The following is a 25,068-nucleotide window of genomic DNA, read 5'->3' on the forward strand; positions in this document are numbered from 1 at the left end:
GCGGGAATAGCTCAGTTGGTAGAGCACAACCTTGCCAAGGTTGGGGTCGCGAGTTCGAGTCTCGTTTCCCGCTCCAAGTTTTTCTCTTCTAGTTTTATTCTTCTAATCAAAAATCAATACGTTATCCTAATAGTCTACGGCTAAGTAGCGCTTTCATATCTCGTCTACCATCAGTAATAACGTAAATAATAATTTGCCGAAATTTATGAATACCTAAAGTTTGTAACTCATAAGGTACAGTTGCTTTATTCGCTAGTCTAAAATATAACCAAAAAATCTTTATTTTTTCTCTCGCTTTTTTAAATATCGACTACACTGTTTTAGGGTGCAGATTAGGGAATTTTACTTAATACTCGTAAAGAGAGTGTGTTGGATTATTGTTCAAAAAAGAAAATGTCATTAATACATGTAAGATCAAGCTATTTTTTTGTGATCTATCTTTGATCTTTGCTTGCATTTCTATTTTGACAGCACTAGAATGTGCGCCTTTCCTCATTTAGAGGGGAAATTAGAGGCAAGATCATTTTTTAGGTTTTAGGCCTTTATTCTGTTAAACATGCATTGAATAGTATTTTAGAAAAAGAAAAGGGTTTCTCAGGCTTTTCTTTAAAAAAATGTGATATATATTCTACTATTCTTAAAATCTTCCCAAATCGATTTATCCACAGTGAGATGCTAATAACCACCGCATCTAAGCACTATTTATTTTTTTACTGCACAGAGTTATCCACAAGCACGTATCCTTAAGTGATAAGGATATTATTCTCTTCAACAAATTGATTGGATTTTATATCTAATTGATAACTAAGTTTATTTTAATTTTTTTAAATTTTGAGTCTTAGTTCGCTTGAATTTTTTTTTCATGTTGATAGGCAAGGGATTTTTATTTTATTCACAGAGGAAATTAATGGTTATTCGTAATGCGTTTATCCTGTTAAAAATTAAGCGTCACGAGGTAAGCCTTTAGTTATCGCCCTTACTAAGCGTTTTTGTTGTGAAGTCTGTATTTTTACTTCTTTTTCATTTCTCTTCGCTGTCTGCTGTGCAATCGCCCAGTTTAAATGTTCATCTAAAACATCACTCAATCCAAAGCGTTCTTGCAAGGCAAGTATAATTTTATCTTGATAAGGTGCATTTCCTAACGCCACGCTAATATTTCTAAGCCAACGTAAATAACCAATACGACGGATCGGCGAACCTTCAGTGATACGCAAAAATTTATCTTCATTCCATTGAAAGAGATCGAGTAATTCTGGGGTATGAAGTGCTCTTCTTGGTGAAAAATCTTCTTCGTCAGTCAGTGATGAAAAACGATTCCAAGGACAGATAAGCTGGCAATCATCACAACCATAAATGCGATTACCCATTAGAGGGCGAAATTCTTCAGGAATAGCACCATCGAGTTCGATAGTGAGATAAGAAATACAGCGACGAGCATCAATAGTATAAGGTTCAACAATGGCACCTGTCGGACAGGTTGTCATACAGGCGACACATTTACCGCATTGCTCTTCAACTGGGCTATCAATAGGTAACGGCAAATCAATCAGTAGTTCACCAAGGAAAAACCAAGAGCCTGCTTGATTATTAATAACAAGTGAGTGTTTACCAACCCAGCCAAGTCCTGCCTTAACAGCTAATGGGCGTTCCATAATAGGGGCTGAATCAACGAAAGGACGAAAGTTGACTACCCCTTGATATTCAAATTGCTGACAATATTGTGAAATTTTTTCGCCGAGTTTTTTAAGACGCTGCCTTAATACTTTGTGATAATCCCGACCAAGCGCATAACGGCTGATATAGCCTTGTTCTGGGTTATTTAAGGTTCGTGCAAAAGCCGCATCCGTGGGGAGATAATTCATTCTGACACTGATAACGCGTAATGTACCCGGAACCAGTTCATGAGGTCTGGCTCGTGTCATTCCATACTTTTCCATCCATGCCATTTCACCATGATATTGCTTATCTAACCAAGCTTGCAGGCGAGGTTCTTCAAGTGATAAGTCAGTATCACATATCCCTGTTTGTTGAAAACCTAGCTCAGAACCCCATAATTTAATGTTTTGAGCGAGAAGATTAAGATCGAGTGATGACATGAATAAACCGAATCAGTAGGTAAGAGGTGAGTCCTAAGAGCGCGCAGTGTATCATAGTGAGGCGGTAGGAAAAATCCTCGCAATAAATAGATTTATGGTATGGTTATTTGATAGTAATTTCGATAACTATTTGCCTTAAGAAAACATATAAAGCTTAGTATTTGATGTTCTCCAACGATCTCTCTTTATTAAGCCGTTATAACTTAACAATAGATTATATAAATATGAAAGAATGGGTTGTTACATTAGAAGATGAAGCGGCAACAGTTGAACTAGGGCGTACTGTTGCAATAGCGACGGATCATAGCGGATTGATCATTTATTTATATGGCGATCTTGGTGCTGGAAAAACAACCTTTAGCCGAGGCTTTTTACAAGCGCTTGGTCATCAAGGGCATGTTAAAAGCCCAACATATACATTAGTTGAGCCTTATATGCTTTCGCCAAATCCCGTTTATCATTTTGATCTCTATCGTTTAGCTTCCGCTGAAGAGCTGGAATTTATGGGAATACGCGACTATTTTGAACAAGATGCGTTATGTCTTGTTGAATGGCCATCTCAAGGCGAAGGCTTTTTACCTAACGCAGATTTAGAACTTCATTTAAGCTACGAAGATGAAGGTCGAAAAGCGCGTTTTGTTGCCCTTTCACCAAGAGGGAACACTGTTTTATCCCGTATTCAGTCTGCATAAAGGAATATTGATTATGTCGAGTCTCATCACTACTGTGAGTCAAAGTCAGCGCTATGTTGTTGCCTTTCTGTTGGTTGTTTTGTCTTTATTTTTTGTGCAAATAGCACAAGCCGCTACTGTGACAGAAGTAAAAGCAGAAAACGGTATTTCAGCAACAACCCTTACATTTACTTTTAGTGATGGGAAGCCTAGTTATCGATATTACTCATTAAAAAGTCCTGACCGTTTGGTGATGGACTTTAAACAGGGTACAAAAATCACGGGATTACCAGTAACATTAGGCAATGGGCAGTTAGTCCATAAAATTCGCTCAACGCAATCAAAAGATAGCCAATACCAAAGTATGGTCGTGGAGCTTGCTCAGCCTGTTGTGGTGACTGAAAGTTTGATGAATGTAAGTGGTGGCTATAAGTTAGTGCTTACTATAAAAGCTATGAATGCTCGACAAAATAGCAATGCCCAATCGACAGTAAGTGTTGTTGCGTTATCACCAACTGCAACAGCAACGACATCACATTCAAGTGCAAATACAAATCGGGAAATGGCGCCTTTAATGACTAAGCCAGTAACCGAGGTTACGCCTGTTGTTCCCATTGCAAAACCACGCACCACACCTTCAAAACCGCAAGCAGGCTCTCGCCAAATTATTATTGCGATAGATGCGGGTCATGGTGGGCAAGATCCCGGTGCGATTGGTCAGAAAGGTAATCGTGAAAAAGACGTAACGCTAAGTGTGGCAAGAAAGTTAGAAGCTCGCTTACGTAATGATCCTATGTTTAAGCCTGTTCTAACACGCAGCGGCGATTATTTTATCTCAGTTGCGGGGCGTTCTGAAGTCGCCCGTAAGCAAAGTGCAAATATGTTAGTGTCTATTCATGCAGACTCAGCACCCAATCGTAGTGCAAGAGGCGCTTCTGTATGGGTGCTTTCTAATCGTCGTGCAAACAGTGAATTAGGTAAGTGGCTTGAGCAAAGCGAGAAACAATCTGAATTACTCGGTGGTGCGGGTGATGCATTAGACGGGGCTGATCCTTATTTAAGCCAAACAGTACTCGATTTACAGTTTGGTAATTCACAGCGAGTGGGTTATGACGTTGCCGTTGCTGTATTGTCTGAACTAAGAAAAGTGGGTTCACTACATAAGAAAACACCAGAGCATGCAAGCTTAGGTGTTTTACGTTCACCCGATATCCCTTCAATTTTAGTTGAAACAGGCTTTATCAGTCATGCGTCAGAAGAGCAATTACTGATTTCTGATGCTTATCAAGAGAAACTTGCGGCATCTATTCACGCTGGTTTAAGAAATTATTTTCTGGCTCACCCTTTACAAAACGCGCCTAATTGATTGAGTAGAATGGAATAAAGGTAATGGCGATAAATTTATTACCTCCTCAGCTTGCAAACCAAATTGCCGCAGGGGAAGTTGTTGAAAGACCCGCCTCTGTTGTTAAAGAGTTGCTGGAAAATAGTTTAGACGCAGGCGCGACCTCAATTGATATTGATATCGATAAAGGTGGCGCCAAGCTAATTCGCATTCGTGATAATGGATGCGGTATCAATCGTGATGATTTGAAGTTAGCACTTGCTCGCCATGCAACTAGCAAAATATCAAGTCTTGATGATCTCGAAGCCATAATGAGTATGGGTTTTCGTGGAGAAGCATTAGCGAGCATTAGCTCAGTTTCTCGTTTAACGCTGACATCGCGTACTCAAGATCAAGAAGAGGCATGGCAAGCTTACGCCGAAGGCCGAGATATGGCTGTGACGGTTAAGCCTGCGGCTCATCCCGTAGGAAGTACGGTTGAAGTCCTTGATCTGTTTTATAACACGCCAGCAAGGCGTAAGTTTTTACGTACTGAAAAAACAGAGTTTGCACATATTGATGAAGTGGTGCGCCGCATTGCGTTATCGCGCTTTGATGTCTCCATCAATCTTACTCATAACGGTAAACGTGTTCGGCAATACCGTGCAGTGAAAGATGAAAGTCAGCAAAATCGCCGTTTGAGTGCGATTTGTGGTAATAATTTTGTCAACCAATCAATGCAGTTATCGTGGGAACATGGTGATTTAGCAATAAAAGGTTGGGTAGAACATCCTTTATCACCTGTGCAAAGTAGTGAAATTCAGTATTGTTATGTGAATGGACGAATGATGCGTGATAGATTGATTAATCATGCTATTCGTCAAGCCTATGATGGGTATTTACAAGGAGAGCAGCAACCCTCTTACATCTTGTATTTAAGCGTTGATCCTCACCAAGTTGATGTTAACGTCCATCCTGCTAAACATGAAGTTCGCTTCCATGAGTCTCGTTTGGTTCATGATTTTATCTATCAAGGTGTGCTGAGTGTTTTACGACAAGCAACGCAAGAGTCTTTATCACTCACTTCAGATGATGAAGAAGAACACGAAACAGCGTTAAACTTTCCTGAAAATCGTCAAGTTGCGGGTGAAAACGTATTTTCTCAGCCTTATCAAGCACCCGTAGCTCAAACTCCGAAAAATACATCATCATCACACCAATTCAGTGAACGAGAGCACAACAATAACTCACCTCAAAAGCAAGCCTCTCAATTTGGAGATCGTCGTCAGTTTGGTGAGAGCTATCAACGGACACAAGGCGCGCTTTATCAAAAAATGATGCAAGAAAGTATCTCTACATCAAAAGATAAAGAGAAAATACCACTATTTCCTGACCGTGCCCCATTGAATTTAGGTGAAATCGTTCATACAACTAATAATATCGAAGAAGATACTATTTCGGTGATGCCTCGTTCTGTCAATGCGAAAGATGGACGAACTGATTATACTTTTGGGCGAGTATTGGCAATTTATCAGCACAAATATGCGTTAATAGAATCTTCACAAGGTCTTGGGTTGTTATCATTGGAAGAAGCAGATTTTCTGTTAAAATGTGCGCAATTACTGCCTAAAGATGAAACATTGAAGCCACAACCTTTGCTAGTGCCTTTAAAGTTGGCATTGAGTAAAGAGGAGATTAGCGTATTCAATCAGTTTCAATCGCTAATCAGTCATTTCGGGATCGTTATCGAAATTTCTCACGGTAAAGCAACAATACATGCTGTGTCGTTACCTTTGCGCCAGCAAAATTTACCTGTGTTACTGACAGCATTATTAGCCTATTTGTCAGCAGAGCAATCTTGTACCGAGCAACAACTTGGACAGTGGTTTGCAAAACAATTAGGTGCAGAGCAAGCACAGTGGTCGCAAGCTCAAGCAGTAGGACTATTGGCTGATATTGAAAGACTTTGTCCGCAATATGTCAGACGGCCAGCAAAAAACTTATTACAATTAATAGAATTACAACCGGTGGTAGCGGCATTAAATAATGAGCGAAGTAAACACGCAAATAAAACCTAAAGCAATTTTCCTAATGGGGCCTACAGCGTCAGGTAAAACGGCATTAGCAATTGCACTAAGACAAAAGTTGCCTGTAGATATTATTAGTGTGGACTCTGCGCTTATCTATCGTGGTATGGATATTGGTACTGCAAAGCCAGATGCGACAGAGCAATCGCTTGCGCCACATCGATTAATTGATATTCTAGACCCCGCATTACCCTATTCCGCAGCTGATTTTCGACGTGATGCATTAAATGCCATGGAAGAAATTACCGCAGCTGGGCGAATTCCACTATTAGTGGGCGGGACTATGCTATATTTTAAAGCGTTACTTGAAGGTCTATCGCCTTTACCCAGTGCAAATCCTGATGTTCGTGCTGAAATAGAGAAAAAAGCAGCAGAACAAGGGTGGGAGGCAATACATAAAGAGTTAGCATTAGTTGATCCTGTTGCAGCACAACGGATCCATCCTAATGATCCTCAACGACTTTCTCGTGCACTAGAAGTTTACCTGATTTCAGGTAAGACAATGACAGAATTGACAAAAATATCAGGCGAGTCTTTGCCCTATGATGTTTATCAATTTGCGATTGCTCCGAAAGATAGAAATGTTCTTCACCAACGCATTGAAGCTCGTTTTAAACAGATGTTAACGTGTGGATTTGAAGATGAAGTAAAATCATTATATGAACGGGGCGATCTGCATGAAGATTTACCTTCTGTACGTTGTGTCGGTTATCGCCAGATGTGGTCATATTTATCTGGCGAAATAGATTATGATGAGATGGTTTATCGAGGGATCTGCGCTACCCGGCAATTAGCGAAGCGACAAATCACCTGGTTAAGAGGTTGGAATGACATTCACTGGCTTGATAGTGAAGATCCAAAACAATCTCTTGACACTGTTTTGCAGGTAGTTAGTGCATAGATGGTAGGTTTGTGTAAAATTGATAGTTGCCAAAGCGCAATTTTTGAGTAGTTCATTTTTCGAACCAATTGGGTTCTAATATAAAACAACAAAATAAGGAAAACATAGAATGGCTAAGGGGCAATCTTTGCAAGATCCTTTCCTGAACGCATTACGTCGTGAAAGGGTTCCCGTTTCTATCTATTTGGTAAACGGCATTAAATTGCAGGGTCAGATCGAATCTTTTGACCAATTTGTTATTTTGCTGAAAAACACAGTAAGTCAGATGGTATACAAACATGCTATCTCTACCGTGGTACCTTCGCGTCCTGTTTCTCATCATAGCAATACAGGCACGAACCAAACTGGTACAGGCTACAATGGTGGCGCTGCTCAGCAGGATGATGTTGCAGAGTAATAATTCAATATTATTCTTGATATAAGAAAAACATAGGTAGGGAGACTTTACCTATGTTTTTTCCTGTTTTTATAAAGTCCAAGAGGTTTCGCCTTTGTTTGATCGTTATGAAGGTGGCGAATTAGCCGTTTTAGTGCACGTATTCTTTTCTCAAGAAAAGAACGTTGATGATTTGCAAGAATTTGAATCTTTGGTGACATCTGCGGGTGTTAAACCGGTTCAGATTATTACAGGAAATCGTAAAGCACCTCATCCTAAATATTATGTGGGTGAAGGTAAGGCAGAAGAAATTGCCGAGGCTGTAAAAGCAAGTGGTGCAGATGTTGTTTTATTTAATCATGCACTGACACCTGCACAAGAGCGAAATCTGGAGAGACTTTGTGAATGCCGTGTGGTTGATCGCACGGGAGTTATCCTTGATATCTTTGCTCAAAGAGCAAGAACTCATGAAGGAAAGCTACAGGTAGAACTCGCCCAGTTACGTCACTTATCAACCCGTTTAGTCAGAGGGTGGACTCACCTTGAAAGACAAAAAGGGGGGATCGGGTTACGAGGACCAGGCGAAACTCAGCTAGAAACAGACCGCCGCTTACTCCGAGGTAAAATTAGTCAAATTCTAATGCGATTGGGTAGGGTTGAGCGTCAGCGTGAACAAGGACGGCAAGCGCGGAGTAAAGCTGATATTCCAACATTATCCCTTGTTGGTTACACGAATGCAGGGAAATCGAGTTTATTTAATCACATTACCTGTTCTGATGTGTATGCAGCAGATCAGCTCTTTGCAACATTAGATCCGACACTAAGACGTATTCAAGTTGATGATGTGGGAACCGTTGTATTAGCCGATACTGTTGGATTTATTCGACATTTACCTCACGATCTTGTTGCTGCTTTTAAAGCGACTTTGCAAGAAACACGAGAAGCGACCTTACTTCTTCATGTTATTGATGCAGCAGATAGCCGTTTTGAGGAAAATATTCATGCCGTTGAAAGTGTATTAGAAGAGATTGATGCTCAAGAAATACCAACACTGCATGTTATGAACAAAATTGATCTTCTTGAAGACTTCACTCCAAGAATTGATCGAAATGAAGAAAACTTACCCGTTAGGGTTTGGGTTTCTGCACAAACAGGCGAAGGTATTCCTCTGTTGTATCAGGCGTTGACAGAACGTCTTTCAGGTGAGATCGCACACTTTGAATTACGTTTACCGCCAGAAAATACAGGGCGCTTACGTAGTCGTTTTTATCAATTACAGTCGATAGAACGTGAATGGATTGAAAAAGACGGTAAAGTTGGGCTAATCATACGTATGCCTATGGTAGACTGGCGCCGCCTTTGCAAGCAGGAACCAAATTTATTGGATTACGTGGTCTGAAACTCGGCCATAATAATGAACATTAACTGAGAGCTGGCGACGAAATCGGCTCTTAAGCCTGATAAATCTAATCATAATAATGGAGCTAGAACATGGCGTGGAATCAGCCCGGTAACAACGGACAAGACCGCGACCCGTGGGGTAACCGAAACAGCGGCAATAATAATGGCGATGGCAACGGTAACTCTAACGGCAATCAAGGAGGTCGGAATCGCGGAGCATCAGATCTCGATGATATGTTCCGTAAACTGAGTGAAAAGCTTGGTGGTTTCGGCGGTAAAAAAGGTGGAAACTCCTCTTCTGGGCAAAATGGCGGTCCTCGTAGTAATGCTGGAAATCTTTTGATTTCTCTTGCATTAGGTGCGGTAGTCGTGGTTTGGGCTGCAAGTGGTTTTTATACCATCAAAGAGGCAGAACAAGGCGTAGTGACTCGTTTTGGTAAATTTTACCAAATCGTTGAACCTGGTCTGAACTGGAAACCGACTTTCATTGATGAAGTTCAGCCTGTTAACGTAAAAACTATCCGTGATTTAACTACGGGTGGCATGATGTTAACGTCAGATGAAAACATGGTTCAAGTTGAGATAAACGTGCAGTATGTTGTCTCCGATCCAGAAACATTCCTGTTTAACCTGACAACACCAATTAACAGCTTAGGTCAGGCAACTGACAGCGCAGTACGTGGCGTTATTGGTCGTTCAGAAATGGAAAAAATTCTAACTTCTAACCGTTCAGAAATTCGTGACCAAACACGTCAAGAATTAGAAGAGACTATCCGTCCTTATAACATGGGTATCTCGATTGTGGACGTCAACTTCCAAGTTGCTCGCCCACCAGAAGCGGTAAAAGCGGCATTCGATGACGTAATCGCTGCCCGTGAAGAAGAACAAAAAACAATTCGTCAAGCTGAAGCGTATAAAAACGAAGTGTTACCGTTAGCAAAAGGTAACGCGCAACGTATGATTGAAGAAGCGACGGCTTATAAAACCAGTGTGGTGATGAAAGCAGAAGGTGAGGTAGCAAGCTTTGCTAAAATCTTACCTGAATATCGTGCTGCTCCTGAAATTACTCGCGAGCGTCTTTACATTGAAACGATGGAAAAAGTGCTATCAAAAACACGTAAAGTTATCGCTAATGATAAAGGTAACAGCATGTTAGTGCTGCCTTTAGAGCAAATGTTACGTCAGCAACCTCAATCTACACCATCGAATACGTTTGAGGCGCCAGCTCGTGTAACGGCACCTGCTCCAGCTGCAAATCCAGCACCGACACAAAAACCAGCGACAACGACTTATGGTAATGGTGGATATGGTAGTAATAATGGCGGTTATGGTCAGCCTTACGGCAATAATCAAGGAGGACAATAATCATGCGTAAAGTTATCGCTGTTGTTGCAGTTATTATTTTAGCGTTGTTGTACTCTTCTGTATTTGTCGTTCAACAGTATGAGCGTGGTATTATTTTACGCTTTGCGAAAGTTGTACGTGATGCTGAAAATAAACCTGTTGTTTATGAACCTGGTCTTCACTTTAAAATTCCATTTATTGAGAATGTGAAAAAACTGGATGCGCGTATTCAAACTATGAATATCCAGCAAGACCGTTTCTTATCAGGCGAGAATAAAGACTTATTAGTCGACTCTTATCTGAAATGGCGTATCAGTGATTTCAGCACCTACTATCTGGCAACAGGTGGTGGTAATACAACGCAAGCGGAAACATTACTGCGTCGTAAATTCAGTGACCGCTTACGTTCTGAGATTGGTCGTATGAGCGTAAACCAAATTATTACGGATTCTCGTGGTCGTTTAACCATTGATGTTCGTAATGCACTGAATGAAGGTACTCCATCTCGTGATTCAAGTGCTGCTGATGATGCGATTGCCATTGCTGCGAAGAAAGTAGCTGAAGAAACCAAAGGTCAAGCGCCTGCTATCAATATGAATAGTATGGCGGCTTTAGGTATTGAAGTGATTGACGTTCGAATCAAGCAAATAAACTTACCTATGGAAGTTTCTGAGGCGATTTATCAGCGCATGCGTGCAGAGCGTGAAGCCGTTGCTCGTCGTCACCGCTCACAAGGTCAAGAGCAAGCTGTGAAAATTCGCGCAGCTGCGGATAAGACCGTAACAGAGACACTTGCTGAATCTGAGCGTGAATCATTACGTCTTCGCGGTGAAGGTGATGCTCAAGCGACTAAACTGTTTGCTGATGCGTTCAACCAAGATCCAGACTTCTATGCCTTCATTCGTAGCTTACGTGCTTATGAAAAGAGCTTTAACCAAGATGGCAATGACGTCATGGTGTTAAGCCCAGATAGCGATTTCTTACGCTATATGAAAGCACCAACAAAAGCGCGAGCGATTGAAGAGTAATTTCCAAACGTATTAAACCGTTTGAGTAAATAATAAAATCCTCCACCTTAAAAAGTGGGGGATTTTTTTTGATATCAATAAGATAAAGCGAGTAATCTAGCTAAGAAATAAATAATTGTGCATAAAAAGATGAAAATTTACGCTTAATGGTTTCCAAAATGGTTTTAGCTGGGATAGTATAAAGTGAAAATTGCATTTCAAGATAAACCTTCGGCAATTCCGAAGCGTCTTCTTCGCCATTTTCACTTTTATGTCACTCTGCTTCCTGTTTTTGCGATCAAAACTGTTGATAAAATTCACAATACGTTTGTGATGCGGATTTTTCGGGCAAAAATATTGACAATGGCAAGATAATCTATTGCTTAAAAGCGGGGATGACATAATTAGATAAAATCTACTGTAACTCTTGAATTGAGATGGTAGAATCCTTTTTTAAGCAACCGAGTGTATTTTGAAATGAGTAATAACGTTGTCGTATTGGGCACCCAGTGGGGTGACGAAGGCAAAGGCAAGATAGTCGATTTGCTGACAGAACGCGCTAAATATGTTGTTCGCTACCAAGGTGGCCATAACGCAGGCCACACTCTAGTCATCGACGGTGAAAAAACCGTTCTTCATTTAATCCCATCAGGCATTCTCCGTGAAAATGTTGTTAGCATCATAGCAAACGGTGTCGTTTTATCGCCAGAAGCCCTGATGAAGGAAATGACTCAACTTGAAGATCGTGGCATTCCTGTTCGTTCTCGTTTACTTCTGTCTGAAGCTTGCCCATTAATCCTTCCTTATCACATCGCATTAGACAATGCGCGTGAAAAAGCGCGTGGCGAAAAAGCTATCGGTACAACAGGTCGTGGTATCGGTCCTGCTTACGAAGATAAAGTTGCTCGTCGCGGTTTACGTGTTGGCGATCTGTTTGATAAAAAAGCGTTTGCACAAAAACTCAAAGAAATCATCGAATACCATAACTTCCAACTGGTGAACTACTACAAAGTTGAACCTGTTGATTACCAAAAAACCTTAGACGATATCATGGCAATCGCTGATATTCTGACAGGTATGGTTGTTGATGTTTCAGACTTACTGTACAAAGCAACACAAAACGGTGAGTTAGTGATGTTTGAAGGTGCACAAGGTACTTTATTAGACATCGACCACGGTACTTATCCGTATGTAACCTCTTCAAACACAACCGCTGGTGGTGTGGCAACAGGTTCAGGTTTAGGCCCTCGCTATGTTGGTTACGTATTAGGGATCATCAAAGCTTACTCTACTCGTGTAGGTGCAGGTCCATTCCCAACTGAATTGTTTGATGAAGTGGGTGACTTCTTACGTGAGAAAGGCCAAGAATTTGGTGCAACTACAGGCCGTAGCCGTCGTACTGGCTGGTTAGATATCATCGCTATTCGTCGCGCTGTTCAAATCAACTCACTGTCTGGTTTCTGTATGACTAAACTGGATGTGTTAGATGGTCTGAAAGAAGTGAAACTGTGTGTTGGTTATCGTTTACCAAATGGTGAAGTGATTGATACAACACCTTTAGCAGCTGATGATTGGGAAGGTATCGAGCCTATCTACGAATCAATGCCAGGTTGGAACGAAAGTACTTTTGGTGTGAAAGATCATGCTCAACTGCCACAAGCAGCGCTGAACTACATCAAACGTGTAGAAGAACTGACAGGTGTTCCTGTTGATATCGTTTCTACTGGTCCAGACCGTTCAGAAACCATCATTCTCCGTCATCCATTTGATGCATAATTTGCATTAAATTGGTTTGATGTGAACATCGTCCCTGAAAATGACAGGGGCGATTTTTTCGTATCTGTTTGTTGGTTAAATTGAGATAAAAATACGTGTTACACATAAGATAAGACAGCTTTACACTCGGTTTTGCTTCTGTTCTATCAGTAACGCGTAAAAAACAGTAAGACAATGTTATTGTTGTAATATCAGAAATAAGAAAGCGATCTGTTGAAAATCGACAGTATCGCTTTTTCTTTGTCTGTGATATCGCTATTATTTTGTTAATAGTCAAGTGAGAGACGGAAATAACTCACTTTTGAGCATATCTTTGCTAAATGTCCAAAAATTAAACATAATATTGCTTAATAAAATGATATTCTCATTAATAATTACTGATCCCTTAACGACTTTAATAGGGAAAACCACTTTTCAGAGGTCATTGTGCAATTAACCAGTTTTACAGATTATGGATTGCGGGCATTGATATATATGGCTTCATTGCCAGAAGGCAAAATGACGAGTATCACTGAAGTGACACAAGTCTATGGTGTCTCGCGTAACCATATGGTGAAAATTATTAATCAACTTAGCCATTTAGGTTTTGTTGAGGCTATTCGCGGTAAAAATGGAGGGATCCGTTTAGGCAAGCCTGCAACAAACATCATCGTGGGTGAGGTTGTTCGTGCTTTAGAGCCACTTTCATTAGTAAACTGTAGTGCTGAGTTTTGCCACATTACCCCAGCTTGTCGACTAAAACTGGTGTTAAATCAGGCAATTGAGCAGTTTTTGAAAGAGTTAGACCGTCACACACTCGCCGAGCTAGTTGAAAATAATAGCTCCTTATATAAATTGTTATTAGAAGATGTTTGAGTCTACTATTTCATCAAATCTGATAGCTTGGAGGTCATAATGTCAAAAGATCCTTTTCAGGATAGAGAAGCAGAGAAATACGCCTCTCCAATTGCTAGTCGCGAATATATTTTAGAAGAAATGAAAAAACGCACGGCACCAATGAGTCGTGAAGATTTAGCACAGGCGTTAAAAATTTCTGGTGAAGAAGACTTAGAAGCGTTGCGTCGCCGTTTAAGAGCAATGGAACGTGATGGCCAATTAGTTTTTACCCGTCGCCAATGCTACGCATTACCTGAACGCCTTGATTTGTGGAAAGGCAAGGTAATCGGTCACCGAGATGGTTATGGTTTTTTACGTGCAGAAGGTCAAAAAGATGACCTCTATCTTTCACAAGATGAAATGAAAAAAACTATGCATGGCGATGTGATCCTTGCTCAACCTTTAGGTATGGATAGAAAAGGTCGCCGTGAAGGTCGTGTTGTTCGTGTTATTGAACCACGAAATAACCAAATTGTAGGTCGCTATTTTATTGAGTCAGGTATGGGATTTGTTGTACCTGATGATAGCCGTTTAAGCTTTGATATTCTTATTCCTAAAGAAGATATCATGGGCGCACGAATGGGAAATGTGGTTGTTGTTGAAATCACAACAAGACCTACTCGTCGCACTCAAGCAGTAGGACGTATCGTTGAGATCCTAGGCGAAACGATGGGAACAGGTATTGCAGTAGAAATCGCCCTGCGTACTCATGAGATCCCTTATACATGGCCTGAAAAAGTCACAAAAGAAGTTGCTGATTTAAAAGAAGAAGTTCCTGAATCAGCTAAGCAAGGACGTGTTGATTTACGCAAATTACCATTAATTACCATTGATGGTGAAGATGCACGAGATTTTGACGATGCGGTTTATTGTGAACGTAAGAAAGGCGGTGGCTGGCGTTTATGGGTCGCAATTGCGGATGTGAGCTATTATGTGCGTCCACAAACGGCATTAGATACAGAAGCGCGTAGCCGAGGAAACTCTGTTTATTTTCCTTCTCAAGTAGTGCCGATGTTGCCAGAAGTTCTGTCTAATGGATTGTGTTCATTAAATCCACAAGTTGACCGCTTATGTATGGTTTGTGAGATGACGATTTCTGAACAAGGGCGTCTTTCTTCTTATAAATTCTATGAAGCAGTCATGAGTTCTCATGCACGAATGACTTACACCAAAGTGTGGAAAATCATTCAAGGTGATGAGGAACTGCGTGAACACTATAAACCTATCGTTCAAGATATTGAGCATCTATATGAATTGTATCAAGTGCTAGATAAAGCGCGTGAGCAACGTGGTGCGATTGGTTTTGAATCAGAAGAAGCGAAGTTTATCTTTAATGCAGAGCGTCGTATTGAGCGTATTGAGCCAGTGGTTCGTAATGATGCACACAAATTGATTGAAGAGTGCATGATCCTTGCTAATATCGCAGCCGCTCGCTTTGTTGAGAAAAATGAAGAACCTGCACTTTATCGTATTCATGATAAGCCCAAAGAAGAGAGCGTCCTGAATTTGCGTTCAGTCTTTAATGAATTAGGGTTAACGTTGCCAGGAGGCTTAACGCCAGAGCCAGCAGACTACGCGCGTGTTATGAAAGAGGTTGAAGAGCGCCCTGATCGTGAAATGCTGCAAACCATGATCTTACGTTCTATGAAGCAAGCGATTTACGATCCTGAAAATCGTGGACACTTTGGTTTAGCATTGAAATCTTATGCTCACTTTACCTCGCCAATTCGTCGTTATCCTGACTTAGCCTTGCATCGTGCAATTAAATATCAAATTGCGAAACAAGCAGGTCACGGTTCACAGCGTTGGACACCAACAGGTGGCTACCATAGTGATATGGACACCATGTTGCAATTAGGCGAGCACTGCTCTTTAACGGAGCGCCGTGCTGATGAAGCAACACGAGATGTCGCTGATTGGCTGAAATGTGACTTTATGCTGGATCAAATCGGTCAACAATTTACAGGTATTATCACCAGCGTAACGGGCTTTGGTTTCTTTGTCCGCTTAAACGATCTGTTTATCGATGGTTTGGTGCATGTTTCCACATTAAATAATGATTACTATCAATATGACAATGTTGGTCAGCGCTTGATTGGTGAGTCTTCAGGGCAAGTTTATCGCCTTGGTGATGAAGTGGAAGTGAAAGTGGAAGCAGTGAGTATGGATGAACGTACTATTGACTTCTCTTTAATTTCAACAACACGTACCGCGCGTAATCCGGGTAAAACAGCCCGTGTTCGTGGCCTAAAAGGTGAAAAAGACAAGAAAAACGCAAGTTCTAGTAAGTCTCGTCGTCGTGATGCAAGCAAAGACAAAAACTTTGAGCCAGATAGTGCTTTCAAAAAAGGCAAATCATCAGGTCGAGGTAATGCGAGCAAAGACAAAGCTGTAAAAGACCAAGTTGCGAAAGATAAAGCAAGTAGCAAACGTAAGAAAGCATCATCACAAACCAAAAAGATAGAGGCAAAACTTAAAGCTAAACGCGCAGCCAAACGCGATAACGCATAAAGTTTCGTTCTTCTGGTTCTTTTTTAAAAGGCGGAGACTCCGCCTTTTATCTGTTTTGTGCCTTTTATTTTTTAATGAGTAAGCACCGCTATGAGCGAAGAAATTATTTATGGTATTCACGCAGTAACCGCATTACTTGAGCGTGATCCTGCACGTTTTAAAGAAGTTTATGTATTAAAAGGGCGCGAAGACCGCCGTTTAACACCTGTTATTCATGAATTAGAAGCTCAAGGTATTCTGGTTCAAGTGGCTAATCGTCAATGGTTAGATAGCCAAACAGAAGGTGCTGTTCACCAAGGTATTATTGCTAAAGTAAAACCCGGTCGTCAGTATCAAGAACAAGATTTACCAGACTTATTAGCTAAAGTCGGCACACCTTTCTTATTAGTGCTAGATGGTGTTACTGATCCCCATAATTTAGGGGCTTGTTTACGTAGCGCAGATGCAGCTGGTGTGCATGCTGTTATCGTTCCCAAAGATCGTTCTGCTCAATTAAACGCAACAGCCAAAAAAGTGGCTTGTGGTGCAGCAGAAAGTGTTCCTTTAATTAAAGTGACTAACCTTGCTCGTACATTACGTTTCCTGCAAGAAGAGAACGTTTGGATTGTCGGCACAGCAGGCGAAGCAGACCATACTTTATATCAAAGCAAACTCACTGGCCCAATGGCATTAGTGATGGGCGCTGAAGGTGAAGGTATGCGTCGTTTAACTCGAGAGCATTGTGATGAGCTGATTAGTATCCCAATGGCGGGTACGGTGTCTTCACTCAACGTTTCTGTGGCAACCGGCGTTTGCTTATTTGAAGCGATGCGCCAGCGTATTATTGTTAAATAATCGCTGAGTTTATTTTATTCTCTATACTCCCTTGAGTTTTATTGGCCGCGGGGGTATAGTTACGCGTCAATTTTTTCAGTCACAACTTAAACAAGTTCCTTGCCTCCATGGGTGGTGACTGACCCTGACAGGAGGCTGATAAATCCGTAAGGAGCAATATCAAATGCGTCATTACGAAATCGTTTTTATGGTTCATCCTGACCAGAGCGAACAAGTTCCGGGCATGATCGAGCGTTATAAAACCGCTATCACTAATGCAAATGGTCAGATCCACCGTCTAGAAGACTGGGGTCGTCGTCAATTAGCTTATCCAATCAACAAACTGCACAAAGCACATTACGTTCTGATGAACGTTGAAGCTCCGCAGGAAGTGATTGATGAACTGGAAACTACTTTCCGTTTCAACGATGCCGTTCTCCGCAACATGATTATGCGTACTAAACACGCAGTAACTGAAGCTTCTCCAATGGTTAAAGCAAAAGACGAACGCCGTCGTGATATCGCTGATGACCTCGATGATGAAGATGAAGTTGATGATGTAGCAGAGGATTCTGAAGAGTAATTAGTGCTGTGACGGCTAATAATCATTTGGTGCTAACTGGCACAGTGTGCAAAGCATTAATTCGAAAAGTTAGCCCCGCTGGGATCCCGCACTGTCAATTTGTTATTGAACATCGTTCAATACAAGAAGAGGCGGGATTAAAAAGACAATCATGGTGTCGAATGCCCATTATTGCTAGCGGGAAAGCGTTACAAGCAGTTACTCACAGTATAACGGTCGGCAGCCAAATCACCGTTTCTGGATTCATTAGTAGCCATCAGGCGCGAAATGGATTGTTTAAATTGGTGCTTCATGCCGAGCAGATTGAATTGATAGATTCTGGAGACTAGCCATATGGCACGTTATTTCCGTCGTCGTAAGTTCTGCCGTTTCACAGCAGAAGGCGTACAAGAGATCGATTATAAAGATATCGCTACGCTGAAAAACTATATCACTGAAAGTGGTAAAATTGTACCAAGTCGTATCACCGGTACTCGTGCAAAATACCAGCGTCAGCTGGCTCGTGCTATCAAGCGCGCACGCTACCTGTCTTTATTACCTTATACTGATCGTCATCAGTAATAGGTATATAGTCCATTAATGACTTGTAGAGGATAAGGTAATGCAAATTATTCTGCTTGATAAAGTAGCGAATCTGGGTAGCCTGGGTGATCAGGTTAACGTAAAATCGGGCTATGCTCGTAACTATTTAATCCCACAGGGTAAAGCTGTTTCTGCGACTAAGAAAAACATCGAGTTTTTCGAAGCGCGTCGTGCTGAGTTAGAAGCTAAATTAGCTGAAACTTTAGCAGCAGCTGAAGCTCGTGCAGCGAAGATCAATGCACTGGGTTCTGTCACTATCAGCTCTAAAGCGGGTGACGAAGGTAAACTGTTTGGTTCAATCGGTACTCGTGACATCGCTGATGCAGTAACTGCAGCTGGCGTTGAAATGTGTAAGAGCGAAGTTCGCCTGCCAAATGGCGTTCTGCGTACTACTGGTGACCACGAAGTTCACTTCCAAGTTCACAGTGACGTATTCGCTGAACTGAATGTTATCATCGTTGCTGAATAATCTCTGATTAAACAGTTAATGTTGATAAAAAAGAAAAACGCCAGCTTAGCTGGCGTTTTTTTTTGGATAAATAAAGGCTTTTTTACTATGGTGTACGGTAATAACTTCCATCACTCAAACGAGTGTAAGTGATAACAGTACCGGCGCTATTTGTCACTTCTAGCATACTGACATCACCTTGTGGATTACGCTGTAAGCGAATAGCTTGCCCTGAGCGCAATTGGCTTAATGATTTCTGTTGGTCTTCTGATTTCGCCATAGAAAATGCATCATTGACAGGAAGTTGATTGTCTCTAAAAAGCTGCGCTAAGGTTTGCCCCTCTTTAATGGTGTAAGTCTGCCATGTTTGCGCTGGTGTTGATTGAGTGTCTTGTTGCGGTGTTGTTTGAGCAATATTTCCCTCAGGATCATTTGTCGTTGGAGCCTCAATTGATGGAGAAATCCCAGGTTCGGCATTTGAGTTTATTTGTGCTTGAGGGATCGGTGTTTGATACGCTGGATCATTGGTAGATGCTATTGGCACAGGAAGATCATGCGTTGATGATGATGGTTGAGGTGGCTCACTAGTGTTTTCACTTGTCGGCCAAAAAAACACGACCAATAAAGCAATAGCAATAGCCAGTATTGCTCGACGATGTAAGCCAGGGAATTTGCCCATATTCACCTCATTATTGATCTGTGAATCAGTATTATGAATTGCTGTAACATCTTTTTTATTCCTTGTAGCCATACTAGCACGAACCATGATCCTAACCTGCTCCCTGAATTCTTTTCAGAATTATCTATTCGCTCTAACCGTTAATGTTCTTTATTCCCTTGATGGTTAACTAAAAACAGTTTCATACGTTGATACACATTTTTATCAGTTTCTATGGTTAAAGCCTGCGTTAATTCACCATAAAGATCATGAGGCAATAATGTGTCAGACCATGTTGAAAGAACATTCAGCGCCATATTTCTATCACGCAATGTTGGACTGCGTAATTGCCTTTTGATAAGTGACCAGCCGATACCAGGAAAACCACCAAGATCTTGCATAATATATTCAACGGCATGATGAGACTGATATTCAGAGTCGGTAGTTATTAATGGATCATCTATGCTATCTAATGCTGTTAATTCAATTTGTTGTTCTGCAAGTTTAACTACTCTTTCTATTTTGTGAGAAGCATCTGTTTGCATTAATTGGTGCCACCAATCCGCATTGGGGTTGTCTTTTTGTAGTGAAAAGAGTAATTCCCAAATATCAAGGCGAAGAGATTTAGCGACAAGGCTTGCTTGGTAATTTTTTGAGCGAGAAGGATTTTGTAATGCTTCGATAATGAGTGTCGACCATTCTGGTTTTTGAATAATATTTTGCGAAGCAGAGATAATTTGTTGTTGGCATTGATCGTTCCAGCCGAGAGACTCAAGTAATAACCAATCTTCACCACTATTTTGCACAAAATCAGCGATTTCACAGACACAATAAAGGAGCTTTAACTCTTTTGGTGGCAAAGTATCGACTTGTGAAATAAAAGCATTACACGCTTGGGTGCCCTCTACATAATCATAGATATCTTTTGCAGGACCTCCATTAAGCAGTGCGCGTAAAAGATCACTACAACCAAGTAGTAACTCATTATCTAAAGGATGCGTGTTCAACATCGCTAATAATGCCCCTTTTGTGACACAGTCATAGGCCACATATTCTGTCATCACATTATTTTTATACCCTTCAGTCAGCAGCCAATAGCGATTATTAACAGACAGTGTTGAAGGCAGATGTTCGATAAATTGAATACGTCCCCAGCCTTTAGTTCGTTGACCTAGGGAATATAAAAAAGGCTCAAATTCTTCACAGGAGAGACGCTGTTTCAGCGATCGAATAGCATAAAGTGTAAATTCAGGGTGAAGAGCAAACAATAAAAGTAAACGTTGAGAAGTACTATCGTTAAACGATCCTAATAGCCCTAAGGCGATTTTGATCGGATTCTTATCAGGACTTAACTTCAAGATCCATAAAATGAGTTGAAAATAGATCTCATGATTAATCAGTGTTTCATCTTGTTCTATTTTCTCTATCAGATGTGAAAGATAGGTAATAGGCGCGAGTTTATCTTGGCAGGCCATTAAATAAAAAGAATCGACATGCTCTTTATCAGGCAAAAGAACGACATGCTTTATTGCATGATAGAGCGACAAGGCAAATTCTTCACATACTTTTTGAGAAGGCTGTTGTTCAATCGCTCGACCTATTCGTTGGTGCAAAATAATACCTTCGCGAGCACCTGCTGACCAACTAAAAGGGATTGAATCATAATCAAATTTTATTTTTAGGTGAGAGTCTGACAATAGATTTAATTCATCAGGTAAAGGTGTATCACCTATTTCATAAGGAGCTAATTGTGAAAGAATTGAAGGAACAGAAGAAGGACAAACCTTAGGAAAGTCTATTGTGAGGTCGATAGACAGAGGTGACTTACTGAAAAGCTTATCGCGCCAATTAGTCATAATAGATCCTATTTGTTTTGCCGTCTTAGTATAACTTTAGCGGAAAATAGGAAAGCTGGACAAAAAAAGCCAGAAAATCCACTTATATCACTTAAAAAATCCCTACCCGAAACATACCTCCCTTCTTGAGATAAAAAACAAATCAAAAAAAACTGGTCAATAAAATTAAAAAGCGGTACATTAGCGCAATTCTAGATTTGTTATATTATAACATTACAAATAAATGGGGTTTATTATGAAACTAGGTATCCACCCTCAATATCGAACAGTGATTTTCCATGACACTAGTGCAGATGCTTATTTTAAAGTGGGTTCAACCATCCAAACGGAAAAGACAATAGAGTATGAGGGGCAAACATACCCTTATGTGACATTAGATGTCTCCTCTCAATCACACCCATTTTATACCGGTAAGCAGAAGACTCATTCTCAAGAAGGTAATGTGGCACGCTTTAATAAACGTTTTGGTCAATTTATTAAGTAAGGAAGAAAAAATGCAGGTATTAAGTTCATTGAAAAGCGCTAAACAACGCCATCCAGATTGTAAAGTGGTGCGTCGTCGTGGGCGCCTTTATGTAATTTGTAAGTCAAATCCACGTTTTAAAGCTGTTCAGGGGTAAGAGCATGCAAAAACCAATTCTTTCTTGTGTTTTGATTATGGGATTATTGGGTAGTGCAATGTCGGTTTTAGCACATGGTCACCATCATGAAAAAGTACAAACACAAGCACAGCGAGATGCAGCGAATGGGATTTTCGAGGACAAGGATGTTCTCGATCGTAAACTCAGCGATTGGGAAGGGGTATGGCAATCTGTAGAGCCTTATCTTCTTAGTGGCGAACTCGATGTTGTTTTACAGAAAAAGGCAGAGACGAAAAAAGATAAAACTGTTGAAGAGTATCGTGCCTACTACGCACAAGGCTACAAAACAGATGTGGATATGATTGGTATTGAAAATAATATCATTGAATTTCATCAAGGTGAGAAAGTAGAGAGTTGCGAATATCACTATGATGGTTATCGTATTTTACATTATGAGTCTGGTAAAAAAGGGGTTCGTTATTTATTTAGATGTGACGATGCTACAAGCCAAGCACCTAAATTTATTCAATTTAGCGACCATATTATTGCACCAGAGAAAGCAGGGCATTTCCATTTATATATGGGCAATACATCGCAAGATGAATTACTTAAAGAGTTGAGTAATTGGCCAACTTACTATCCTTATTCTATGAAGGCAGATGATATTGTTCATGAAATGCTTTATCACTGATAACTAATTGATAAAAATATTGGGCTAACACCTTATACCCTTGGTTATTACCGAGGGTATTTTTTCTTAACAATAATGATAAAAAAGGAAAAAGCAGTAGCATCCATGCTGACTTACTTTTATAAGTTGGGTTAACGATTATTTATAACCCTTGGCAGAGGTATTTCATTTCCATATAGTCTTCAATGCCGTGTTCAGAGCCTTCACGACCTAAACCTGATTGTTTAATGCCACCAAATGGTGCAACCTCATTGGAAATTAAACCTGTATTAATGCCCACCATGCCGTATTCTAAATTTTCAGCGACACGCCAAATACGTTGTGGATTTTCACTATAAAAATAAGCGGCTAAACCATAAATCGTGTTATTCGCTAAATGCACCACTTCATCTTCATTTTCAAAGATAACTAAAGGTGCCACAGGGCCAAAGATCTCTTCTTCAAGAATATGACTATCTGCGGGAACATTACCCACAACAGTAGGTTGGAAGAAATTTTCACCCGCTTTATCGCTTTCACCACCACAAAGTAGTGTAGCGCCACGTTTTAGTGTGTCAGCCAGTAAAGATTGTGATTTTTCAACTGCTTTGCGATTAATAAGAGGCCCAATAGTGACACCTTCTTTAAAACCGTTACCCACTTTGAGTTTTTTAACAGCAGCAACAAAGCGTTCACTAAATTGTTGATAAACATCTTTATGAATATAAAAACGGTTAGCACAAACACAGGTTTGTCCTGCATTGCGGAATTTAGCGCCCATAGCCCCTTCAACGGCTTTATCTATATCAGCGTCGTCAAACACGATAAATGGTGCATTGCCGCCCAATTCTAAAGAGACTTTTTTTACGCTATCCGAGCACTGACGCATTAATAAACGTCCAACGCCTGTCGAACCCGTAAAACTTAATTTACGAACGCGATTATCAGAGGTGAAGACTTCGCCAATTTTAATGGCATCACCTGTAACAATATTAATAACACCCGCAGGAATACCTGCTTGAGCTGCTAATTCCGCTAAAGCCAATGCGGTATAAGGTGTTTCATTGGCTGGTTTAATCACCATGGTGCAACCCGCGGCTAATGCTGGTGCGGCTTTTCGGGTGATCATAGCAGCAGGGAAGTTCCAAGGCGTAATGGCAGCACAAACACCAATACCTTGTTTAATCACCATCAAGCGTTTATCAGCAGAAGGTGAGGGAATAATTTCACCGTTGGTTCTCTTACCTTGCTCTGCAAACCACTCGATAAAAGAAGCAGCATAAGTAATTTCACCTTCAGCTTCAGCAACAGGTTTACCCTGCTCAAAGGTCATTAATTCAGCAAGTTTTCTTTTATTTTCAGTGATTAATCTAAACCAGTTTTGCAATAATGCTCCGCGCTGATGTGCTGTAAGTGCACGCCATTTTGGTAAGGCTTTTTGTGCAGCATCAACAGCCATTATTGCTTCTTGTGTTGCCATATTGGGTACAGTACCAAGTAGAGCACCTGTGGCAGGATCGATAACATCAACGGTTTCGTTATTTTTAGCATTACACCAAAGACCATCAATATAGCCTTGTTCACGGAAATAGGGATTTGTCGTTATCTTCACTTAATACCTCTCTGAACATATTATATATTGATATTTATAAGGCTAGGCAGTTCGGTGCCTGCTTATAATTATATGCCTGTGTTGCGATGTTGTGAAAATAAGTATGACAAATGCCAAGAAAAAAATGTCAAATTGAGGTGAATAGGGTCAATTGCTTATGTTTTTAATGAATAATCCCCATTACTCAAGACTGAAGGTTTACGCTGTACCTTACCACTGTTATTCTTGGGTTTAACTTTCATAAAAAACAGGTATTTTTCATGTCAAAACCATCATTTGATTCTATTGAATCACAGGCAAGTTACGGTATTGGTCTGCAAGTCGGTCAACAACTGACTGAATCAGGTCTTCAAGGATTAGAGCCCGCAGCACTGTTAGCTGGCTTGACCGATGCATTAGAAGGTAATGCGCCTTCTGTACCTGTTGAAACACTACACAATGCCTTACGTACTATGCACGAGCGTGCTGAAGCTGTTCGTCAAGAACGCCAAGCAGAGCTGGCTGATGCTGGTAAAGTTTTCTTAGAAGAAAATGTGAAAAATGAAGGCGTTCAGGTTACAGAATCAGGTTTACAGTACAAAGTCCTGACAGCGGGTGAAGGTGCAATCCCTGCGCGTACTGATCATGTTCGTGTTCACTACACGGGTCGTTTAATTGATGGTACTGTGTTTGATAGCTCAGTTCAACGTGGCCAACCTGCTGAATTCCCAGTAAATGGCGTTATCGCAGGCTGGATTGAAGCATTAACATTAATGCCAGTAGGCTCAAAATGGGAATTATATATTCCTTACCAATTAGCTTATGGCGAACGTGGAGCTGGTGCGGCTATTCCTCCATTCGCGACATTAGTATTTGAAGTAGAATTATTAGAAATTTTATAATTTCTTATTCTGCG

Annotated in this window: 24 protein-coding genes and 1 tRNA gene; 21 read left to right on the top strand and 4 right to left on the bottom strand. The window is 40.7% G+C overall.

All coding sequences use genetic code 11. The features are described from left to right. A tRNA-Gly gene (locus tag ABN212_RS12225) sits at window positions 1-76 on the top strand. An 865-nt stretch (window positions 77-941) separates the two neighbouring features. Here ABN212_RS12225 and queG read toward each other — a convergent pair. After that, window positions 942-2,096 (bottom strand): tRNA epoxyqueuosine(34) reductase QueG, encoded by a 1,155-nt coding sequence (gene queG / locus ABN212_RS12230; RefSeq protein WP_109372709.1) that lies wholly within the window; start codon window positions 2,094-2,096, stop codon window positions 942-944. A 224-nt stretch (window positions 2,097-2,320) separates the two neighbouring features. Between queG and tsaE the strand changes: the two genes are divergently transcribed. From tsaE to rplI, 16 genes are all read left to right on the top strand, one after another. After that, window positions 2,321-2,788 carry a tRNA (adenosine(37)-N6)-threonylcarbamoyltransferase complex ATPase subunit type 1 TsaE gene (gene tsaE / locus ABN212_RS12235; RefSeq protein WP_198620234.1) on the top strand — a complete coding sequence of 156 codons (468 nt, stop codon included), beginning with the start codon at window positions 2,321-2,323 and terminating at the stop codon, window positions 2,786-2,788. 13 nt (window positions 2,789-2,801) lie between these two features. After that, window positions 2,802-4,133: an N-acetylmuramoyl-L-alanine amidase gene (locus ABN212_RS12240; protein WP_198630250.1), complete on the top strand. Its 1,332-nt coding sequence runs from the start codon at window positions 2,802-2,804 to the stop codon at window positions 4,131-4,133. 23 nt (window positions 4,134-4,156) lie between these two features. Further along, the gene (gene mutL, locus ABN212_RS12245; RefSeq protein WP_198626362.1) at window positions 4,157-6,169 is read left to right on the top strand and encodes a DNA mismatch repair endonuclease MutL; all 2,013 of its coding nucleotides are present in this window, start codon (window positions 4,157-4,159) and stop codon (window positions 6,167-6,169) included. Continuing rightward, window positions 6,138-7,079 (top strand): tRNA (adenosine(37)-N6)-dimethylallyltransferase MiaA, encoded by a 942-nt coding sequence (gene miaA / locus ABN212_RS12250; protein ID WP_196533568.1) that lies wholly within the window; start codon window positions 6,138-6,140, stop codon window positions 7,077-7,079. The genes mutL and miaA overlap by 32 nt, the downstream gene beginning before the upstream one ends. 109 nt (window positions 7,080-7,188) lie before the next feature. After that, window positions 7,189-7,476: an RNA chaperone Hfq gene (gene hfq, locus ABN212_RS12255; protein WP_075672788.1), complete on the top strand. Its 288-nt coding sequence runs from the start codon at window positions 7,189-7,191 to the stop codon at window positions 7,474-7,476. 94 nt (window positions 7,477-7,570) lie between these two features. After that, entirely contained in the window at window positions 7,571-8,854 is a 1,284-nt protein-coding gene (gene hflX, locus ABN212_RS12260; protein WP_088495974.1) for a ribosome rescue GTPase HflX, read from the top strand. A 92-nt stretch (window positions 8,855-8,946) separates the two neighbouring features. Then, entirely contained in the window at window positions 8,947-10,221 is a 1,275-nt protein-coding gene (hflK, locus tag ABN212_RS12265; protein WP_198620231.1) for an FtsH protease activity modulator HflK, read from the top strand. Between the two features lie 2 nt (window positions 10,222-10,223). Continuing rightward, window positions 10,224-11,228: a protease modulator HflC gene (gene hflC / locus ABN212_RS12270; protein ID WP_075672791.1), complete on the top strand. Its 1,005-nt coding sequence runs from the start codon at window positions 10,224-10,226 to the stop codon at window positions 11,226-11,228. Window positions 11,229-11,684: 456 nt separating this feature from the next. Then, window positions 11,685-12,983: an adenylosuccinate synthase gene (locus tag ABN212_RS12275; RefSeq protein WP_099076371.1), complete on the top strand. Its 1,299-nt coding sequence runs from the start codon at window positions 11,685-11,687 to the stop codon at window positions 12,981-12,983. Window positions 12,984-13,409: 426 nt separating this feature from the next. Continuing rightward, window positions 13,410-13,838, top strand: coding sequence for a nitric oxide-sensing transcriptional repressor NsrR (gene nsrR / locus ABN212_RS12280; protein ID WP_109372704.1), 429 nt, complete (start codon window positions 13,410-13,412; stop codon window positions 13,836-13,838). A gap of 39 nt (window positions 13,839-13,877) precedes the next feature. Continuing rightward, window positions 13,878-16,370, top strand: coding sequence for a ribonuclease R (gene rnr, locus ABN212_RS12285; protein ID WP_198620230.1), 2,493 nt, complete (start codon window positions 13,878-13,880; stop codon window positions 16,368-16,370). Between the two features lie 102 nt (window positions 16,371-16,472). Next, on the top strand, window positions 16,473-17,204 hold the full coding sequence (gene rlmB, locus ABN212_RS12290; protein WP_164996193.1) for a 23S rRNA (guanosine(2251)-2'-O)-methyltransferase RlmB: 732 nt from the start codon (window positions 16,473-16,475) through the stop codon (window positions 17,202-17,204). Window positions 17,205-17,367: 163 nt separating this feature from the next. After that, window positions 17,368-17,766, top strand: a complete 399-nt coding sequence (gene rpsF, locus ABN212_RS12295) for a 30S ribosomal protein S6 (RefSeq protein WP_023583607.1) — start codon at window positions 17,368-17,370, stop codon at window positions 17,764-17,766. 8 nt (window positions 17,767-17,774) lie between these two features. Continuing rightward, the gene (gene priB / locus ABN212_RS12300; RefSeq protein ID WP_006535746.1) at window positions 17,775-18,095 is read left to right on the top strand and encodes a primosomal replication protein N; all 321 of its coding nucleotides are present in this window, start codon (window positions 17,775-17,777) and stop codon (window positions 18,093-18,095) included. Between the two features lie 4 nt (window positions 18,096-18,099). Then, window positions 18,100-18,327 carry a 30S ribosomal protein S18 gene (gene rpsR, locus ABN212_RS12305; protein ID WP_000135199.1) on the top strand — a complete coding sequence of 76 codons (228 nt, stop codon included), beginning with the start codon at window positions 18,100-18,102 and terminating at the stop codon, window positions 18,325-18,327. A 40-nt stretch (window positions 18,328-18,367) separates the two neighbouring features. Next, entirely contained in the window at window positions 18,368-18,817 is a 450-nt protein-coding gene (gene rplI, locus ABN212_RS12310) for a 50S ribosomal protein L9 (protein ID WP_023583606.1), read from the top strand. Window positions 18,818-18,902: 85 nt separating this feature from the next. Here rplI and ABN212_RS12315 read toward each other — a convergent pair whose 3' ends face one another. Both ABN212_RS12315 and ABN212_RS12320 read right to left on the bottom strand, forming a co-directional pair. Further along, window positions 18,903-19,547, bottom strand: coding sequence for a LysM-like peptidoglycan-binding domain-containing protein (locus ABN212_RS12315; RefSeq protein WP_232797616.1), 645 nt, complete (start codon window positions 19,545-19,547; stop codon window positions 18,903-18,905). Window positions 19,548-19,615: 68 nt separating this feature from the next. Continuing rightward, window positions 19,616-21,310 (bottom strand): hypothetical protein, encoded by a 1,695-nt coding sequence (locus ABN212_RS12320; protein WP_349443274.1) that lies wholly within the window; start codon window positions 21,308-21,310, stop codon window positions 19,616-19,618. A gap of 235 nt (window positions 21,311-21,545) precedes the next feature. Here ABN212_RS12320 and ABN212_RS12325 point away from each other — a divergent pair, with 235 nt between their 5' ends. The 3 genes from ABN212_RS12325 to zinT are packed head-to-tail and all read left to right on the top strand — an operon-like array spanning window position 21,546 to window position 22,582. Beyond that, a complete protein-coding gene (locus ABN212_RS12325; protein WP_023583603.1) occupies window positions 21,546-21,794 on the top strand; it encodes a type B 50S ribosomal protein L31 in 249 nt (82 codons plus the stop codon). Between the two features lie 10 nt (window positions 21,795-21,804). After that, window positions 21,805-21,930 (top strand): type B 50S ribosomal protein L36, encoded by a 126-nt coding sequence (gene ykgO, locus ABN212_RS12330; protein WP_006535739.1) that lies wholly within the window; start codon window positions 21,805-21,807, stop codon window positions 21,928-21,930. A 4-nt stretch (window positions 21,931-21,934) separates the two neighbouring features. After that, window positions 21,935-22,582: a metal-binding protein ZinT gene (gene zinT / locus ABN212_RS12335; protein WP_198620227.1), complete on the top strand. Its 648-nt coding sequence runs from the start codon at window positions 21,935-21,937 to the stop codon at window positions 22,580-22,582. Window positions 22,583-22,724: 142 nt separating this feature from the next. On the opposite strand, the gene ABN212_RS12340 is transcribed toward zinT, so the two are convergent. Then, window positions 22,725-24,173, bottom strand: a complete 1,449-nt coding sequence (locus ABN212_RS12340) for an NAD-dependent succinate-semialdehyde dehydrogenase (RefSeq protein ID WP_349443275.1) — start codon at window positions 24,171-24,173, stop codon at window positions 22,725-22,727. A gap of 260 nt (window positions 24,174-24,433) precedes the next feature. Between ABN212_RS12340 and ABN212_RS12345 the strand changes: the two genes are divergently transcribed. Then, on the top strand, window positions 24,434-25,054 hold the full coding sequence (locus ABN212_RS12345; protein WP_006535733.1) for a peptidylprolyl isomerase: 621 nt from the start codon (window positions 24,434-24,436) through the stop codon (window positions 25,052-25,054). The last annotated feature ends 14 nt before the right edge of the window (window positions 25,055-25,068 follow it).

The organism is Proteus genomosp. 6 (genome assembly GCF_040139785.1).
GTDB lineage: Bacteria > Pseudomonadota > Gammaproteobacteria > Enterobacterales > Enterobacteriaceae > Proteus.

What these genes read in the sequence shown, in the direction of transcription:
- ABN212_RS12320 (WP_349443274.1), bottom strand. Translation starts at nt 21,310, where the DNA reads ATGACTAATTGGCGCGATAAGCTTTTCAGTAAGTCACCTCTGTCTATC.
- rpsR (WP_000135199.1), top strand. Translation starts at nt 18,100, where the DNA reads ATGGCACGTTATTTCCGTCGTCGTAAGTTCTGCCGTTTCACAGCAGAA.
- rpsF (WP_023583607.1), top strand. Translation starts at nt 17,368, where the DNA reads ATGCGTCATTACGAAATCGTTTTTATGGTTCATCCTGACCAGAGCGAA.
- miaA (WP_196533568.1), top strand. Translation starts at nt 6,138, where the DNA reads ATGAGCGAAGTAAACACGCAAATAAAACCTAAAGCAATTTTCCTAATG.
- mutL (WP_198626362.1), top strand. Translation starts at nt 4,157, where the DNA reads ATGGCGATAAATTTATTACCTCCTCAGCTTGCAAACCAAATTGCCGCA.
- ykgO (WP_006535739.1), top strand. Translation starts at nt 21,805, where the DNA reads ATGCAGGTATTAAGTTCATTGAAAAGCGCTAAACAACGCCATCCAGAT.
- ABN212_RS12240 (WP_198630250.1), top strand. Translation starts at nt 2,802, where the DNA reads ATGTCGAGTCTCATCACTACTGTGAGTCAAAGTCAGCGCTATGTTGTT.
- zinT (WP_198620227.1), top strand. Translation starts at nt 21,935, where the DNA reads ATGCAAAAACCAATTCTTTCTTGTGTTTTGATTATGGGATTATTGGGT.
- ABN212_RS12275 (WP_099076371.1), top strand. Translation starts at nt 11,685, where the DNA reads ATGAGTAATAACGTTGTCGTATTGGGCACCCAGTGGGGTGACGAAGGC.
- rplI (WP_023583606.1), top strand. Translation starts at nt 18,368, where the DNA reads ATGCAAATTATTCTGCTTGATAAAGTAGCGAATCTGGGTAGCCTGGGT.
- ABN212_RS12345 (WP_006535733.1), top strand. Translation starts at nt 24,434, where the DNA reads ATGTCAAAACCATCATTTGATTCTATTGAATCACAGGCAAGTTACGGT.
- hfq (WP_075672788.1), top strand. Translation starts at nt 7,189, where the DNA reads ATGGCTAAGGGGCAATCTTTGCAAGATCCTTTCCTGAACGCATTACGT.
- hflK (WP_198620231.1), top strand. Translation starts at nt 8,947, where the DNA reads ATGGCGTGGAATCAGCCCGGTAACAACGGACAAGACCGCGACCCGTGG.
- rnr (WP_198620230.1), top strand. Translation starts at nt 13,878, where the DNA reads ATGTCAAAAGATCCTTTTCAGGATAGAGAAGCAGAGAAATACGCCTCT.
- ABN212_RS12325 (WP_023583603.1), top strand. Translation starts at nt 21,546, where the DNA reads ATGAAACTAGGTATCCACCCTCAATATCGAACAGTGATTTTCCATGAC.
- tsaE (WP_198620234.1), top strand. Translation starts at nt 2,321, where the DNA reads ATGAAAGAATGGGTTGTTACATTAGAAGATGAAGCGGCAACAGTTGAA.
- ABN212_RS12315 (WP_232797616.1), bottom strand. Translation starts at nt 19,547, where the DNA reads ATGGCTACAAGGAATAAAAAAGATGTTACAGCAATTCATAATACTGAT.
- hflC (WP_075672791.1), top strand. Translation starts at nt 10,224, where the DNA reads ATGCGTAAAGTTATCGCTGTTGTTGCAGTTATTATTTTAGCGTTGTTG.
- queG (WP_109372709.1), bottom strand. Translation starts at nt 2,096, where the DNA reads ATGTCATCACTCGATCTTAATCTTCTCGCTCAAAACATTAAATTATGG.